The organism is Aeromonas simiae (assembly GCF_014892695.1).
GTDB lineage: Bacteria > Pseudomonadota > Gammaproteobacteria > Enterobacterales > Aeromonadaceae > Aeromonas > Aeromonas simiae.
Genome location: NZ_CP040449.1, coordinates 1,875,049 through 1,889,350, shown reverse-complemented (window position 1 = coordinate 1,889,350; position 14,302 = coordinate 1,875,049). Strand labels below are relative to the sequence as shown.

Sequence of the window (14,302 nt, the reverse complement as noted above, 5' to 3'; positions counted from 1 at the left end):
AATATCCCGAATGTGCAGTTAACGAATTCTTGCGGTTTCTTTCAGCGCCGCCAATACCGCCAGCCCGTCGCGCAAGGGGCGCGGCTCGTGTGTGCGGATGAAGTCAGCTCCACCTGCGGCGGCGGCAAGCTCTGCAGCGAGTGTCGCGGCCCCGACATCCCCCGGACCACGGCCTGTGAGCGCGCGCAGAAAGGATTTGCGCGAAACAGACAGAAGCACCGGCAAATCGAAGCGCAGCCGCAATTCATCGAACCGCGCCAGCACCGAGAGCGAGGTTTCGGGAGCAGCCCCCAGAAAAAACCCCATGCCGGGATCAAGGACAAGGCGGTTGCGTTTGATACCGGCACCCGTCAGCGCCGCGATGCGCGCGTCAAAGAACGCCGCAATGTGATCCATGATGTCGCCAGCGGGTGCCTCGCGCCGATCTGCCTGCCCGTCTTGCACCGAATGCATAACGACGAGTTTGGCAGATGATTTCGCCAATTGCGGATAGAACGCAGCGTCTGGAAAACCGCGAATATCATTGAGATAGGCCACACCACGCGACAAGGCATAGGCTTGCGTCGCGGGTTGATAACTGTCGAGCGAGACGGGAATGCCATCTGCCTTGAGCGCGTCCAGCACCGGCGCGATACGCGCGATTTCTGTGTCGGACGAAACAGGCGCGGCGTCGGGATTGCTGGATGCCGGACCGAGGTCGATCACATCTGCCCCCTCGGCCATCAGCTTACGCGCCTGCGCAATGGCTGCGTCTGGCGCCAGATACCGGCCTCCATCGGAGAAACTGTCCGAGGTTATGTTGACGATGCCGAAAATGATGAGCGATTTATTCATGGGGGCTTCTATAATAATAATAATCGAGCATGAGTATCATACGGATGCTCGGGTCGAAAGGGAATCCCCAGGCGAGTAACCTGTTTGCGGTGATCCATTAGCTGCAGGAGCAGAAGAGCATACATCTGGAAGCAAAGCCAGGAAAGCGGCCTATGGAGCTGTGCGGCAGCGCTCAGTAGGCAATTTTTCAAAATATTGTTAAGCCTTTTCTGAGCATGGTATTTTTCATGGTATTACCAATTAGCAGGAAAATAAGCCATTGAATATAAAAGATAAAAATGTCTTGTTTACAATAGAGTGGGAATAAAAGGCGTGGGAATAAGCGGCTAACGCCTCTTCCCGCCGAAAATACAAAACTATCAAAAAGGCGCCCTTGGGGCGCCTTTTCTTTTTCCAATCGTTTGCGGATCAATTTGACCTCGAACGCAGGGGGTGAAGGCCGTGTTGCCCATGTTGTCGTGGCGAGTTTCTGAGTCGATAGGTTGCGCGTCAACGGAGTTGCAAGAACGCGTTGCATTGGTGCTTTGCGATGGCGTTGCTGGATAGCTCGTGAAGGTGGAACCAGAGGATGATTTCATCACAAGTCTGCTGATGTCCGACCCGGGTCTGTGGAAAGAGCTTCAGATCCAGGAGCACTTGCCGCCACGCAGTTAGTGGACGAGTGATTTCTTGCTGGCTCAAGCACGGCGCTACTTAAGAGGGCTTTTTCCCGGCAGCAGTCTTCTTTGTGGATGATCTTGTTGTATCAACGGGCCGAAGGAACCACAGGGCATAGGATGCCCACAGCTCCGCTGTACCACCGTCCTCGAATTGGCTGTTCAACAGCCTACTGAGAGGTGACAGGTGATAACTAGATCTATACAGCCTGCTTACGGGTCTCTCCCCCGTGATAGCCGCTGAGCTTGCCGTTTTGTTGGATGACTCTGTGGCAGGGGATCATCAAGGCGATGGGGTTGGCGCCGACGGCCAGTCCCACGGCGCGGGTGGCGATGAAAATAGTCTGCCCCCTTGCGTCTGCCCAAGCCCTTTGGGCATAGTGGCATCCCATATATACCTTGGGAGAGACATATGGACGCCGCCTTCTGGCATCAACGTTGGGAAGAGAACCGCATCGGGTTCCATCAGAGCGACTTCAATCGCTGGTTACAGGAGTGGTGGGCCGCGCAGGCCATGGATGAGCCGGTGCTGGTGCCCCTGTGTGGCAAGTCGCGTGACATGGTGTGGCTGGCCGAGCAGGGGCATGAGGTGCACGGTTTTGAACTCTCACCCTTAGCGGTGCAGCAGTTTTTCGCCGAGCAGGCATGGGCGCCGCAAGAGGCGCCGGAGGGGCCCTACCAGCGCTTTGCCCATGAGCGGGTTCGCCTCTATCTTGGCGATTTCTTTGCAGCCCGCCAGCTCGGCCGACGCTACCGCTTGGTGTATGACCGTGCCTCGCTCATCGCGTTGCCGGCCGAGATGCGGGCCCGTTACGCCGAGCAGTTGGCCACCATGGTGGAGCAGGGGGGACAGATCTTGCTGGTGACCATCGAATACCAGCCCGATCCGCAGCAGCAGCCCCCCTTCTCGGTGTGTGAGCTGGAGGTGCGCCGTCTGTTTGAGCCCCACTTCACGGTCGAGGTGCTGGGGCGCCAGAGCGAGGCGGATCATCCCAAAGTGGTGAGCGGCCAGCTCTCCTATTTTGATGAGGTGTGCTATCGATTGGTGCGTCGCTAAGGCGCTCTTTCTACCACCTTTGATACAGATCAACGCCCCCCGCGCGGCTTGTCCCTACTATGAATGCGTTTCTCAATCACTGTCGGTGCCGGGGTTGCTCGGGTTATCGATCGGTGTCTGATTTTCACGCTCATGTTCACTTTACGGCTCAAGCCGTGTTTGATGTGGTATTTCCAGCCGACCCCAGGGTCGGCTTTTCTTTTCTCTTTTTCTCGCCACGGTGTCTCATCACTGCGCCCCAGGTTGGATAGAAAAGCCCCGCCAGAGCGGGGCTTTTTGCGTGCATGCGGCGATCTGCGGCTAGAGGTTGTAGAACTTGCGCGCGCTCAGGCGAAACTCGCGGGTGTCGTCGATGAGCTGGCCGCTGATGCGCTCGTCATGCTGATGGCCTTGGCCATAGCTACAGAGGATCAATCGATCCGAGGTGCGCGAGCGCAGGCGGGTGATAAAGCGGATGAGATCGGCCCGGGTGAGCTTACCCACTTCGTCGTGCACCCGCTCGCGCTGATCAAAGCCGAGATCCTTGTTACCGATACTGACCCACAGCCGCTGGCCGCGGGTGCGCAGGTTGGTGTCGCGCTCCGAGAGTTGGGCCTGCAACCCCGCCTTGCTGGCCTGCCACTGCTCTTCGGTCAGCTCAAGCATGGCCAGCGGGAAGAGATCGATGAACTCTTCGATGGCATCGAGCAGGATCTGCGGGCCTGCTACTGGCGACTGGATATAGAAGATGAGGCCGGGGTGGCGGTTGAGGGGGAGGTTGCCCGAGCCCACCACGTAACCCAGTTGCTGGCGGGTGCGCAGCTCGTGGAAGAAGGTCGATGACATGATGTGGTTGGCCAAGGTGAAGCAGGCGATGTCGCGGGCCCGCACCACGGGGGATTGATAGTAGACCAGCAGGGCCGAGTCATCGTGCTGGCAACCGTGTTCGCGGATCAGCGTGCCGCGGCCACGAATGTCGACCAGCCGGCGGCGGGTCTCGCGACTGGGCCGGCTGTAGGGAGCGAGGTGGCGCTCAAGCAGGGCGGCCAGCTCAAGCGCCTCGCTCTCGAGCCAGTCCCCATGCACCAGACACTCGACGTGGATCTCCTGAAACAGGCTGGCGACGAACTCGGGCATGTCGCCCAACTCGGTGGCTTGCAGGTGTGGTAGCAGCTGCTCGAAGGGGGGGTTATTGGGTTGCAGCAAACTGGTGAGCTGGTTAAACAGCTGGGAGATGGGGCGGGCATGGGCCTGGTTTTCCCAGTTGCGGATCATCGCCTCTTTGATCTCGGCAAAGCGCGCCGGATCGGGGTAGCCCAGGGTGCGATTAGCCAAGATGGTGTCGAGCAGGCGCAGCTGATGCTCCGAGAAGCCTTGAATGGCGATGGAGAAGCCCCCCTGGTGGGCATAGATCTGATAGGAGAGGCCCGCCAGCTCGGCCTGGTAGGTGAGGGGGTTGAGGTGATCGGTGAGCAGCTCGACGACCAGGCGCGCCATGGCGATGTGGCGCGGGCTTCTGACCGCATGCTCGCTGTCGATGGCGATGTAGAGATTGCCCTTAGGCACGTTGAACTGAGGGTCATGCAGGTGCCAGAGACGAAAACCGGGCCGCTCGATGAGGGGGCTCGGCACCGAGGCGGCCAGCTCGGGCTGGCGGGCACTGAGGCGCTGGCAGATGAAAGGGTTAGGGGAAGGCAGCCGCAGCGCCGCATCCGCAAGGGCATCGCGCCAGCGTTGGCGCTGCTCGGCCGTGAGGCGATGCACCGCATAGGGGGTCTGGTACCACTGGGCGTGGCGATCGGTGCTCACCTCGGGGGCGGTGACCAGCAGCCTCAGGTTGTCCGGCGTGAAACGGTCCATCAGCGACAGCAGCGACTCAGGCTCGAGGCCGTTCATCATGTAGTCGCCATAGAGCAGATCCTGCGGCTCGTACATGAACAGGTTCATCACCAACCCCGAAACGGTGTCGATGGGGCGGCCGCGCTCTTGGAAGCGAAACGCCGATTCGAGCACCCAGCGCTTCTCGTCGTAACGCCATGGCTCAATGCCCTGCTCACGAATGAGGCGTAGATAACCAAACAGCAAGGCGACGATGTCGTCGACATGCCCAAGGCCGGCCGGAGTGAGCGCCATGGTGACACAGAAATCCTTGAAGTTGCTGCCGCTGATGCCACTGCCTGCCGAGAGTTGGTTGCACCAGCCCAGGTGCTTGAGCAGCGCCAGCAGGCTGCCATCCCCTTCGTGACCGATGAGGTGGCTTAAGAAGGTGAGCGGTTTTTGCCGGTAGAGGTGATCAACCGAGGGCAGCGGGAACACCACCGAGAGGCGACGGCTCTCCTTAACCGGGCGGATGTCGACGCGAATGCCGAGATCTTCGGGGCGATAAAGCGGCACGACCAACTGGGGAGCGCCCAAATTGCGATTCACGATGGGAGCAAAATAGCGTTCTGCCCACGCCTGCATCTGGGCAAGGCTGGCCGATGAGAGCAGTACCAGTGCCATCCTGTCGGCACTGTAGTGCTGTTCATAAAAGGCAATGAGTTCCTGGCGCAGATCCCGGCCGGGGCGATCGGACAGGGTCTCCAGATTGCCCACCGAGAACTTGGCGAAGGGGTGGAGCGGGTTGACCGTCTCTTTGTGCACCTGATAACTGCGCCGCACATCATCTTGCAGCTTGAGCTTGTACTCCGAATCGACGGCGCTGCGCTCCTTATCGACCAAGGCGGCATCAAAGGTTGGGCAGATGAAGAACTGGGAGAAACGGTGCAGTGCCGGCTCAAAATAGTCGCGGTCGATCTCGAGAAAGAAGTTGGTGAACTCGGTGCCGGTCCAGGCGTTGTTACTGCCCCCATGGCGGGTGATGAACTGCTGGTACTCGCCTGGTTTGGGATAGGTACAGGTGCCAAGGAACAACATATGCTCAAGAAAGTGAGCCATGCCTTGGCGATCGGCGGGATCATCAAAATGGCCGGTGTTGACGGCCAGCGAGGCGGCAGATTTGTCGGCGTCGGGATCTTCGATGAGCAGCAGCCGCAGCCCGTTATCGAGTCGCAGTGCCTGGTAGCGTCGGTGATCATTCGGACTGAGGTGCGGGATCATGCTGTGCTCATTACGCAAGTTATTGTCAAGTAAAGACAATTATTGACCCACGGGGGCTCCTAGGCAAATTCTTTTCTGAGAGCTGTACGATTGTTTCACCCAGATAGCCGGAGTAAAATTCCCGGCTCATTGAGGAGGCCCGATAAGGGCGAGGTAGTGATGAAGATCTATATCATGCGTCATGGCCAGGCTGGCATGAACGCCAAGAGTGACGAGCAGCGCCCCCTGACCGAACAGGGGATCCACGAATCGGTCATGATGGCGCGTTGGCTTTCCCCCCAACTCGAGACGCTCGATCGGGTCATCCACAGCCCCTACCTGAGGGCTCGTCAGACCTGGCAGGCCATATGCAAGGAGTTGCCTGTTCCCACCCATGTTGAAGAGAGCCCCGAGATCACCCCCTATGGGGATCCGGATTCTGTGGCGGCTTATCTTGAAGCGCTGGCCAGCCAGGGGGAGAACCTGCTGGTGGTGAGCCACCTGCCGTTGGTGGGGTATTTGGTGCATCAGCTCTGCCCTGGCCACGATGCCCCCTTGTTTGCCACCTCCGGGCTGGCTTGTATCGATTATCAGGACGGCAAGGGCCAGCTGAGCTGGTTAGAGGGGCCTCACACCATCCGATAAGAAACAAACTGTTAACATTTGGCCGGGCGTATAGTATAAATAGGTAATAGAAGAATAAAATTTCTCTTTATTAGCACTTTTTCGCAGACGCTGTGGTTGGATGGGGTAACTGTCGAGGGGTATAACATGCGTGTGTTCAAGAAGTATCTTCCGCTGATGATTGCCAAGCACGTCAAAACCTTTTTCAAGGGGCGAATTTATGTGCATGGCAAGGGGCGCTTCGATTTTGAAGGGGGACACCTCATCATGCCACGCCAGCCGGACGAACCCCATCGCAGCACGGTGCAGGAGGTCAACGAGTTGATTGATCGCCTGCATGATGAAGCGGCATAACCACTGCGTTCTCGAGTGAAAAGGCGGGCCTGTCAGGGCCCGCCTTTTCTTTATCCTCCTTTTCCATCATCACGCCATTTATTGCTGCTTATTTGCGCAAAAGTGGTCGTATCTCTTGGCGTGTACATGGGTGAGATCCATGGCCCTTGCTGGCTTATGTAAACGAAATGATGGCGATTTGTGATCTGCGCGTGCATTCGTGCTAAAAGTTTTTCTGGTCGCAGTGTTTGTGATGGAAATTCGCCGTAATTGATGGGAGTATCCGAACTGCTCAGGCCGGCGAAACTCCATTATAAAACGGTGCCTAGAGGGTGTATGGGTGGCGGGATCGCTGCCTTGCGTCGATTTGCCGTGCAATGCCTGAGCCACAGCAACGGACGCAGCCATCGGGCACTCAGGGATACGATTCAGATGACGAAACAACAACACCCTCTCGTGAGACTGCTCAATAGTACCAGCCTCGTCAGCCAGATCCTGGTTGGCCTGATCCTTGGTGTCCTACTGGCCTTGCTCTCCCCCGAGACAGCTAAGTCAGTCGGCCTGCTCGGTTCGCTGTTTGTCGGCGGGCTCAAGGCGGTGGCGCCGGTACTGGTCTTTGTATTGGTTATGGCGGCGGTCGTCGGCCATAAACAGGGCCAGAAGACCAACATGAAGCCCATTCTTCTGCTCTATCTGCTCGGCACTTTCTCGGCCGCCGCCGTGGCGGTAGCGGCCAGCTTTTTGTTCCCCACTGAGCTTCACCTCTCGGCCAGTTCGGCCGAGCTGACGCCACCGGGCGGGATCACCGAGGTGCTGCAAACCCTGCTGTTCAATGTGGTGACTAACCCGGTGAAGGCGCTGATTGACGCCAATTACATCGGTATTCTGGCGTGGGCCATCGCACTGGGGATTGCCCTGCGTCACGCCAGCGCCAGCACCAAGGCGGTCATCACCGATCTCTCCCATGGCGTCACCTGGATCGTGAAAGCGGTCATCCGCTGCGCCCCGCTCGGTATTCTGGGATTGGTCGCATCCACCCTGGCCGAAAGCGGCTTTGATGCCCTGCTCGGCTATGCCAAACTGCTGGCCGTGCTGCTTGGCTGCATGTTGTTCATCGCCTTGGTGGTCAACCCGCTGATCGTCTTTTGGAAGATAAAGCGCAACCCCTATCCGCTGGTGTTGACCTGCCTGAAAGAGAGCGGCATCACGGCTTTCTTCACCCGCAGTTCGGCAGCCAATATCCCGGTCAACATGGCCCTGTGTGAGAAGCTGCGTCTGCCGGAAGATACCTATGCGGTCTCCATCCCGCTGGGGGCCACCATCAACATGGCCGGTGCGGCCATCACCATCACGGTACTGAGCTTGGCGGCAGTGCATACCTTGGGCATGAGTGTCGATCTGGGCACGGCCATCCTGCTCTCCGTGGTGGCCACCATCAGCGCTTGTGGCGCCTCCGGTGTGGCGGGTGGCTCGCTGCTGCTGATCCCGCTGGCGTGCAGCCTGTTCGGTATCAGTAACGACATCGCCATGCAGGTGGTGGCGGTGGGCTTCATCATCGGCGTACTGCAAGACTCTGCCGAGACGGCGCTCAACAGCTCCACCGACGTGCTGTTCACGGCGGCGGCCTGTATGGCGGAAGATGAGAGCCTCTGTGAGGCCGCGGCGCGCGAGCCGAGCCAGGTTTGATCAAACACAATGAAAAAACGCCCTCCTCGGAGGGCGTTTTTTATTGGTGTTCTGCCGGTTTGGCTGCGGGCCAGCACCAGGCGACCAATGCCGCCCCGAGCAGGGCAGACACGCCACCGAGAAGCAGGCAGCCGAGCAGCAGTCCGGGGCCGACACTACCGAGTGATTGGGCCAGCCACTCCCAGCTCAGAGCAAAGGAGAAGGGGGCCGGCTCACCCGGGAGCAGCCAGGCTCCCACGCGATAGGCGCCATAGAACATCGGCAGCATGGTGAAGGGGTTATTGAGCCAGACCAGCCCTAGGGTCAGTGGCAGGTGAGCGCGCAGTACGATGGCGCCCAGGGTGGCCAGCAGCATCTGGCAGGGCAGTGGCAACCAGGCGCAAAAGAGGCCGACGACGCAGGCTCGGGTGGCACTGCGGCGATCCAACTGCCAGAGCTGGGGGCAGTCCAGATGCTGGCCGAAGCGTTGCAGCCTTGGGTGAGTGCGCAGCGCCTCGGCACTGGGCAGCCGGCGCTGTAACCTGGCAAGAAGTGTCATGGCGAGGCTCACAGAACATAGGGGAGGCGCAGTCTAACCGCCGCATGCCCGCACGGCAACGTCAGCGCCGCAGCCAGTGTTGCCACAACGTCAGCAAGAGGCGGGTCAACAGGTAGGCGAGCAGGGCGCAGAGCAGGCCGAGCAGCAGCGAGCCGAGCAGGAAAGGGGGAAGCAGACGCTCGGCTTCCAGTTCGAACCAGCGCAGGCTCCACTCCAGTTGAAAATGCTGGGGGGTGATCCCCAGCAACTTACAGCCGGTTTCGTAGGCGGCCAGGTACATCAATGGCAGGGTGGCTGGGTTGTTGAACCAGACCGCCACCAGTGTGAGGGGAAGATTGAAGCCAAGCCAGAGGGCGATGGCCACGGCGATCAGGCTGTGCATCGGCAGCGGGATCCAGGAGGCAAAGATCCCCGCTGCCACGGCGCCACTGAGTGCCACCGGCGTCTTTTGCCACAGGCGAGGCGCCAGCAGGCGATCGCCAAACAGACTGAACCACTTCTGTTGGCGCAAGGATTCACGGGTGATCCGAACCTGTTTGAACATCGCTTTCTCCCCTAAGAAGGGGCCAGTCTAGCGTCGGGCGGCCTCTTCGCCAATACCTGCGGGTTTGCACAGGGTGTGATGGCCGAAGCGGCGCCACACTGGCGGCATGGATGCTCGCCTGCTCTGTTTCTGTCTGGCCGCCAGCTCGGCCCTACTCTGGCCCCGCCTGCCGGCCTGGCCATGGGCGCTGCTGCCCCTAGTGATGTTGCTCGCTCTGCTGACGATGTCCGGGCGCTGGCGCGGCGGTGTGGCGGCCCTGTGTCTCGGTCTGCTCTGGATGCAGGGATCGTTGTTGCTGCGTCTCGGCTGGCTTGATGAACTGCCCGCAGGCCACGCCGTGACGATCGAAGGGACGTTGCTACGCCAGGAGCGCGCCGAGCCTGATTTTACCCGCCTGCTGCTGCGCCTGGACCGGCTAGGAACGCAGCAACGCTGGCCTGCACCACTGATCCAGATATCGGCATACCGGCCACTGCCCGAGTGGCCCACCGGCAGCCATCTTATCCTGAGCGTCGCCCTTAAGCCTGCCCATGGCCTGGCCAATCAGGCCGGCTGGGATGGGCGGCGTAGCCTGCTTGGCAAGGGGATCTTGGCCACTGGCTCCTTGCGCGCCGTGATGGCGGTGACCCCGGCCCCCAGCCACTGGCGCGATCGCTGGTTGGAGGCGGCAGAGCGGGCGTGGCAAGGGCTGGCGACGGCGCCGCTGCTACGGGCGCTGGTGTTTGGTGAGCAAGGGGGGATCAGCCGCGAGCAGTGGGATCTGCTGCGTGGTGCCGGGTTGACCCATGTGATAGCCATCTCGGGCCAGCATATTGCCATCGCTACCGAGCGGGCGCTCATCATGGTGCTGCTGTGGAGCCTGCTGCGCCAGCTCAGGCGCGATTGGCCGGGGTGGCGGATCTGGTTGTGGGCCTTTGCCGCCTTGGTGCTGTGGGACCCATGGGCGCTCTGGTCCGCCGGTTTCTGGCTCTCGTTTCTGGCGGTGGCACTGCTGCTGGTGGCCGGTTTGATTTGGGGGCGCCCCAACTTGTGGCGCATCCAGTGGCTCATGATGCTCGGATTGCTGCCGCTTCAGCTCATGCTGTTTGAAGGGGTAGCGCCGCTGGCGCTGCTGCTCAACCTGCTGCTGCTCCCCTTGTTTGCGCTGATCATCATCCCCTGCGGCTTGGTGGCGGGCCTGCTTGCTCCGCTTGGTGGGGCGGGGCTGCTGTTCTGGCTGGCCGATGCTCTGCTGGGTCATGTGATGCAACTGCTGGCCTGGCTCGATGCGGGGGCCAGACTCTGGTGGCCGCTACCTGCCGAGGGGGCATTGCTCTGCATTCCCCTGCTGCTGGCCTTCACCGCCTGGCGATTACCTGGCGGGCGCTGGTTGCTGTTGCCCTCGGTGGGGCTGATGGGGCTTGCCCTTTGGCCATCCCCTGAGCGGGTCGAGATCAGTGTGCTCGATGTGGGGCAGGGGCTCTCTGTGGTGATCAGCAAAGGCGAGCGAGCCATGATCTTCGACACCGGTGACCGTTACCCCGGCGGGTATAACATGGCCGATGCCGTCGTGCTGCCCAGACTGCGCCAGCGCGGGGTGCGGATCATCGATACCCTTATCGTGAGCCACAAAGACCGGGATCACGCCGGTAATCGAGCGGCGTTGCTGACCGCATTGCCGGTGCGCCGTGAACTCTCCTCTCATCCGTTTGGCCCCTTGACCCACCCCTGCATGGCAGGTCAAACGTGGCGCTGGAGCGGGGTGGAGGTGGCAGTGCTCTGGCCGCCGCAGGGGGGATGGCGTGGCCCTTCGGCGCGCAACAACAACAGCTGCGTGCTGCGCCTTGCCGGAGCAGGGTGGAGCCTGCTGCTACCGGGGGATATCGAGGCGCCGGCCGAGCGCGAACTGGTGCGCCGGCATGGGGCGGGATTGGCGAGCACTGTGCTGGTCTCGGCCCACCATGGCAGCCGCACCTCTTCGACCCCTGCGTTTGTGACGGCGGTATCGCCGGATCTGGTGATCCACAGCGCCGGCTTTCAGAACCGCTGGCGTTTTCCGCGCCCCGAAGTGGTGGCCCGCGTTGAGGCGGCAGGAGCCAGGCAGTGGGTGACCGGTGTGGTGGGAGAGGTGCGACTGACGGCAGGGGATAAGGGGCTCGATATTCGGGTCGAGCGTGAACATGGGCCTTGGTACCGACGCAGTGGAGCTTGGTGGAAACCGGCGCTTTGGCTAGAATAGCCTGTCATTTCAAATCACAAGCAGCTTCTTTCATGCAAGAAACCAGCAACCAGGCTAGTTGGCCTATCTTCAAGCGCCTGCTCGGCTATGTTCGCGATCGCAAGCTCGGACTTATCGGCGGCATCATCGGCATGCTCGGCTACGCCGCCGTTGACACCACCTTCGTCTATTCCATCAAGCCGCTGATCGACAAGGGGATCAATGGCAACGATCCGACCGTGCTCAAGTGGATGCCCTTCTTTGTGCTGGGCATAGTGGCGGTGCGCGGGGTGGCGAACTTTCTCTCCAACTACTGCATGGCCTGGGTCGGCAACCACGTGGTGATGCGTCTGCAACAGCAGGTGTTCAACCACATGGTGATCATGCCGCTGAGCTTTTTCGATCGGCAAAACACCGGTCATCTGCTCTCCAAGGTGACCTATGACGCAAGCCAGGTTTCCAACGCAGCCAGCAACACCCTGGTGACCCTGGTGCGCGAGGGGGCAACCGTCATCGGCCTGCTGGGATTGATGTTCTACCACTCTTGGCAGCTGTCGGTCATCTTCCTGATCGTCGGCCCTGTCGTTGGCGTGATCATCGGCATTATCAGCCGCCGTTTTCGCAAGATCAGCCGCCAGTTGCAGCATGCGGTAGGCAGCATCACCACCTCGACCGAGCAGATGCTCAAGGGTCATAAAGAGGTGCTGATGTTCGGGGGCCAGAAGGTCGAAGAGAAGCGCTTTTTCGATGTCAGCAACAACATGCGCCAGCAGACCATGAAGATGGTCGCCGCCGATGCCATCGGCAGCCCTGTGGTGCAGATGGTGGCCTCGGTTGCCCTGGCGGTCTTCCTCTATGTCGCGACCATCGACAGCGTGCGCGGCGAGCTGACCGCCGGTACTTTCACCGTCATGATCACCTCGATGATGATGCTGCTCAAACCGCTCAAAAGCCTGACCGACGTCAACAACCAGTTCCAGCGCGCCATCACCGCCTGCCAGAGCCTGTTCGGCCTGCTCGATACCGAGCCGGAGCAGGACAGCGGCACCCGCACCCTAGAGCGCGCTCGCGGCGAGATTGAGTTTCGTAACGTCACCTTCACCTATCCGACCAAAGAGAGCCCGGCGCTACGCGACGTCAGCTTCAAGGTGGAGGCGGGCAAGTCGGTGGCCCTGGTGGGGCGTTCTGGCTCGGGTAAGAGCACCATCGCCAGCCTTATTACCCGCTTTTATGACATCGATGAGGGGGAGATCCTGCTCGATGGGGTCAACATCCGCGATTACCGCCTGAGCGAGCTGCGCAAGCAGTTTGCTCTGGTCTCCCAGCAGGTACACCTGTTTAACGACACCGTGGCGAGCAACATCGCCTATGCCGCCGAGGAGCGCTACAGCCGCGAGCAGATCATCGAGGCGGCCCGCACCGCCCACGCCGACGAATTCGTGAGCAAGATGCCCCAGGGTTACGACACCGTGGTCGGCGAGAACGGGGCCTCCCTCTCCGGCGGCCAGCGCCAGCGTCTGGCGATTGCCCGCGCCTTGCTGCGCGATGCTCCTGTGCTGCTGCTCGACGAGGCCACCTCGGCGCTCGATACCGAGTCGGAGCGCCACATCCAGGCGGCCATCGATGAGCTCAGCAAACAGCGTACCTCCTTGGTCATCGCCCACCGCCTCTCCACCATCGAGAAGGCTGACGAGATCCTGGTGATCGACGAGGGGCGCATCGTCGAGCGTGGCAACCACGCCGAGCTGATGGCGCGCCAAGGCACGTATGCCCAGCTGCGGGCCATCCAGTTTGGTGAAAAGGGCTGATGATGGCCTCCCTTTGGTATGACAAGAGCCCCCTTCGCTGGGGGCTGTTGCCATTGGCGGGGCTGTTTGCCGCCGTCTCGGGGGCCCGCCGCGCGGCTTATCGCCTGGGGTGGTGTCAGGCCTATCGCTCAACGCTGCCGGTCATCGTGGTGGGTAACCTCTCGGTGGGCGGTAATGGCAAGACCCCTGTGGTGATCTGGCTGGTGGAGTCCTTGCGTGCCCACGGTTTTCGTCCCGGTGTGGTGAGCCGCGGTTACGGCGGCAAGGCTGCCGGCTATCCGCTGCGACTGACCGGTGACACCGGCACCGCCGAGGCGGGGGATGAGCCGGTGCTCATTCATCGCCGCTGTGGCTGCCCGGTGGCGGTCTCCCCCAAGCGGGCCGAGGCGGTGCGCCTGCTCGAGCAAAGCGGTGAGGTAGACATCATCGTCACCGACGACGGCCTGCAACACTATGGGCTGGCCCGCGACGTTGAAATCGTGGTGGTGGATGGGGTGCGCCGCTTTGGCAATGGGTGCCTGCTGCCAATGGGGCCGCTGCGCGAACCGCTATCACGGCTAGCATCGGTTGACGCCATCATCTGCAACGGCGGCGAGCCGCAGCCGGGGGAGTGGGCCATGCGCTTGGTGCCCGATGCCCCGCGCCGGGTGCTGGATGACGCGCCCCCAACAGGGCCGCTCGGCCCGCGCGTCGATGCCCTGGCGGGGATTGGCCATCCGCCCCGCTTCTTTACCACCTTGCGCGAGCTGGGTTACGACCTAGTGCAGGCGCAGGGTTACCCCGATCACCACGGCTTTGACGAGGCTGAGCTGGTGGCCCGCTTTAACGAGCGGCCACTGCTGATGACCGAGAAGGATGCGGTGAAGTGCCGCGCCTTTGCCCGGCCGAATTGGTGGTATATTCCCGTGCGTGCCGACCTGCCCGAAGGGCTGCTCGGCACCCTCATGACATCCCTAAAGGAGTGACAC

Annotated in this window: 11 protein-coding genes and 1 pseudogene; 7 read left to right on the top strand and 5 right to left on the bottom strand. The window is 61.1% G+C overall.

Going from position 1 to position 14,302, the window contains the following annotated elements:
• Positions 1–18: 18 nt before the first annotated feature.
• Together sul2 and FE240_RS08965 are read right to left on the bottom strand one after the other, a co-directional pair.
• On the bottom strand, positions 19–834 hold the full coding sequence (sul2, locus tag FE240_RS08970) for a sulfonamide-resistant dihydropteroate synthase Sul2 (protein WP_001043260.1): 816 nt from the start codon (positions 832–834) through the stop codon (positions 19–21).
• An 856-nt stretch (positions 835–1,690) separates the two neighbouring features.
• A pseudogene (locus tag FE240_RS08965) lies at positions 1,691–1,822 on the bottom strand (methylated-DNA--[protein]-cysteine S-methyltransferase); the annotation flags it as partial.
• A gap of 80 nt (positions 1,823–1,902) precedes the next feature.
• Between FE240_RS08965 and FE240_RS08960 the strand changes: the two are divergent.
• Complete coding sequence (locus FE240_RS08960) at positions 1,903–2,547, top strand: thiopurine S-methyltransferase (RefSeq protein WP_193004250.1); 645 nt, start codon at positions 1,903–1,905, stop codon at positions 2,545–2,547.
• A 300-nt stretch (positions 2,548–2,847) separates the two neighbouring features.
• Here FE240_RS08960 and FE240_RS08955 read toward each other — a convergent pair whose 3' ends face one another.
• Positions 2,848–5,625: an insulinase family protein gene (locus FE240_RS08955; protein ID WP_193004248.1), complete on the bottom strand. Its 2,778-nt coding sequence runs from the start codon at positions 5,623–5,625 to the stop codon at positions 2,848–2,850.
• A 159-nt stretch (positions 5,626–5,784) separates the two neighbouring features.
• Between FE240_RS08955 and sixA the strand changes: the two genes are divergently transcribed.
• The 3 genes from sixA (at position 5,785) to sstT (ending at position 8,247) form a co-directional block, all read left to right on the top strand.
• Positions 5,785–6,249 (top strand): phosphohistidine phosphatase SixA, encoded by a 465-nt coding sequence (sixA, locus tag FE240_RS08950; RefSeq protein ID WP_193004246.1) that lies wholly within the window; start codon positions 5,785–5,787, stop codon positions 6,247–6,249.
• Between the two features lie 126 nt (positions 6,250–6,375).
• Positions 6,376–6,582: a DUF1107 domain-containing protein gene (locus tag FE240_RS08945; protein ID WP_042045265.1), complete on the top strand. Its 207-nt coding sequence runs from the start codon at positions 6,376–6,378 to the stop codon at positions 6,580–6,582.
• A gap of 411 nt (positions 6,583–6,993) precedes the next feature.
• Positions 6,994–8,247: a serine/threonine transporter SstT gene (gene sstT, locus FE240_RS08940; protein ID WP_193004244.1), complete on the top strand. Its 1,254-nt coding sequence runs from the start codon at positions 6,994–6,996 to the stop codon at positions 8,245–8,247.
• A 40-nt stretch (positions 8,248–8,287) separates the two neighbouring features.
• Here the strand turns inward: sstT and FE240_RS08935 are convergent, their stop codons facing one another.
• Both FE240_RS08935 and FE240_RS08930 read right to left on the bottom strand, forming a co-directional pair.
• Positions 8,288–8,785, bottom strand: a complete 498-nt coding sequence (locus FE240_RS08935) for a DUF2062 domain-containing protein (RefSeq protein WP_193004242.1) — start codon at positions 8,783–8,785, stop codon at positions 8,288–8,290.
• A gap of 61 nt (positions 8,786–8,846) precedes the next feature.
• Complete coding sequence (locus FE240_RS08930) at positions 8,847–9,329, bottom strand: DUF2062 domain-containing protein (RefSeq protein WP_193004240.1); 483 nt, start codon at positions 9,327–9,329, stop codon at positions 8,847–8,849.
• A gap of 106 nt (positions 9,330–9,435) precedes the next feature.
• On the opposite strand from FE240_RS08930, the gene FE240_RS08925 reads away from it, so the two are divergent.
• The 3 genes from FE240_RS08925 to lpxK are packed head-to-tail and all read left to right on the top strand — an operon-like array spanning position 9,436 to position 14,299.
• Positions 9,436–11,547, top strand: a complete 2,112-nt coding sequence (locus FE240_RS08925; RefSeq protein ID WP_193004238.1) for a DNA internalization-related competence protein ComEC/Rec2 — start codon at positions 9,436–9,438, stop codon at positions 11,545–11,547.
• A gap of 32 nt (positions 11,548–11,579) precedes the next feature.
• On the top strand, positions 11,580–13,334 hold the full coding sequence (gene msbA, locus FE240_RS08920) for a lipid A ABC transporter ATP-binding protein/permease MsbA (RefSeq protein WP_193004236.1): 1,755 nt from the start codon (positions 11,580–11,582) through the stop codon (positions 13,332–13,334).
• Positions 13,334–14,299: a tetraacyldisaccharide 4'-kinase gene (lpxK, locus tag FE240_RS08915; RefSeq protein WP_193004234.1), complete on the top strand. Its 966-nt coding sequence runs from the start codon at positions 13,334–13,336 to the stop codon at positions 14,297–14,299. The genes msbA and lpxK overlap by 1 nt, the downstream gene beginning before the upstream one ends.
• Positions 14,300–14,302 lie beyond the last annotated feature (3 nt).

Excerpts from the sequence above, each read along its gene's own strand:
- FE240_RS08930 (WP_193004240.1), bottom strand. The coding sequence starts at position 9,329 with ATGTTCAAACAGGTTCGGATCACCCGTGAATCCTTGCGCCAACAGAAG.
- FE240_RS08945 (WP_042045265.1), top strand. The coding sequence starts at position 6,376 with ATGCGTGTGTTCAAGAAGTATCTTCCGCTGATGATTGCCAAGCACGTC.
- sul2 (WP_001043260.1), bottom strand. The coding sequence starts at position 834 with ATGAATAAATCGCTCATCATTTTCGGCATCGTCAACATAACCTCGGAC.
- FE240_RS08935 (WP_193004242.1), bottom strand. The coding sequence starts at position 8,785 with ATGACACTTCTTGCCAGGTTACAGCGCCGGCTGCCCAGTGCCGAGGCG.
- sstT (WP_193004244.1), top strand. The coding sequence starts at position 6,994 with ATGACGAAACAACAACACCCTCTCGTGAGACTGCTCAATAGTACCAGC.
- lpxK (WP_193004234.1), top strand. The coding sequence starts at position 13,334 with ATGATGGCCTCCCTTTGGTATGACAAGAGCCCCCTTCGCTGGGGGCTG.
- sixA (WP_193004246.1), top strand. The coding sequence starts at position 5,785 with ATGAAGATCTATATCATGCGTCATGGCCAGGCTGGCATGAACGCCAAG.
- FE240_RS08960 (WP_193004250.1), top strand. The coding sequence starts at position 1,903 with ATGGACGCCGCCTTCTGGCATCAACGTTGGGAAGAGAACCGCATCGGG.
- FE240_RS08955 (WP_193004248.1), bottom strand. The coding sequence starts at position 5,625 with ATGATCCCGCACCTCAGTCCGAATGATCACCGACGCTACCAGGCACTG.
- FE240_RS08925 (WP_193004238.1), top strand. The coding sequence starts at position 9,436 with ATGGATGCTCGCCTGCTCTGTTTCTGTCTGGCCGCCAGCTCGGCCCTA.
- msbA (WP_193004236.1), top strand. The coding sequence starts at position 11,580 with ATGCAAGAAACCAGCAACCAGGCTAGTTGGCCTATCTTCAAGCGCCTG.